The sequence below is a fragment of the Exiguobacterium sp. SH5S4 genome (assembly GCF_004337045.1).
Lineage (GTDB): Bacteria > Bacillota > Bacilli > Exiguobacteriales > Exiguobacteriaceae > Exiguobacterium > Exiguobacterium aurantiacum_A.
Genome location: NZ_SJUQ01000060.1, coordinates 1 through 1,129, shown reverse-complemented (window position 1 = coordinate 1,129; position 1,129 = coordinate 1). Strand labels below are relative to the sequence as shown.

Genomic DNA, 1,129 nt, shown 5'->3' with positions numbered 1-1,129 from the left:
CGGGATCAACGTCTTCATGTCGGTCGGGTTCGGATAGACATCATAGGCAAGCGTGTACTGACCTTCGGTTGCGATTTGGACGTTGTACCCCGGCTTCAGTTGGCCGTTTTTCATGTGATCCTCTTTCATCCGCATGAACGTCGCGTCCCTGTCGGTCTTCGAGTAACTGTTCCGTGTACCGAAGGTGGCCATGTGTTCCTCGTATCGACGTTTCCGGGCGGCGAAATCGGCGGCCTGTTTGTGGAGGCGGCGGGGTATCTTCCGTTTCATACGCAATCGTTTCCGTTCGGCGACGTCGGTCGCCGTGGCGATTTCCTCGTTGATGGACTCGATCTTCTCTTCGAGCCGCGCTGCGATCTGTTCGAGTTCTTCGACCGAGAGCGCGTCCGGGCTCTCCCGTTCGATCTCGGGGATGACCTGGTCGGCCATCAGTTCGTCGTACAGCTGGTTCGATTTCTCGACGAGCGCGGCGCTGTATCTCGCGACGGCCTTCCGCCAGACGAACGTATAGCGGTTGGCATTCGCCTCGATCTTCGTGCCGTCGATGAAGATCGCCTCCTCGTCGATTTCGCCGGTCTCGACGAGATGACATCTGAAGGCGACGAACGCCGCCTTCAAGATCGGGGACACGGCCGGATGGACGCGGAAACGGTTGATCGTCCGATAACTCGGCTCGTGGCCCTGGGCGAGCCACATCATCCGCAGGCTGTCTTTTAGAAGGCCTTCGATCTTTCGACCTGAAAATACGGACTGTGTGTAGGCGCAGAGGACGATCTTCATCATCATACGCGGATGGTAAGCGGGGCAGCCCGTCGTTCGCCAGAACGGCTCGAAGGCCTCGTCCGGAATCTGTTCGACGAGATCGTGGACGGCGAAGGCGATATCGTTTTCCTGGAGACGGACTTCTAAATCTAGGGGCAAAACCAACTGGTTCATGGTATACTTTTTGTACATAGGGGCACCTCCAAAGTTATGGTTTGGTCACTTTAACTTTATCAGAGGTCGCCCCTATCTGTTTAGTCCGAAATGCGTGAACGAACCCATAAAAATGAGAAGAGGCCACCGTTAGCGAACAAGTCGCTCCCGGTGGCCTCTTTCTTATAAATCTACTGAGTTATGTCCCAGCCTC

1 protein-coding gene is annotated in these 1,129 nt (G+C 55.7%); it reads right to left on the bottom strand.

Annotated features, from left to right (window positions below; translation table 11 throughout):
• Nucleotides 1–954: transposase (locus tag EVJ32_RS15870; protein ID WP_201740700.1), on the bottom strand; the 954-nt coding region annotated here is incomplete at its 3' end.
• Nucleotides 955–1,129: the final 175 nt, after the last annotated feature.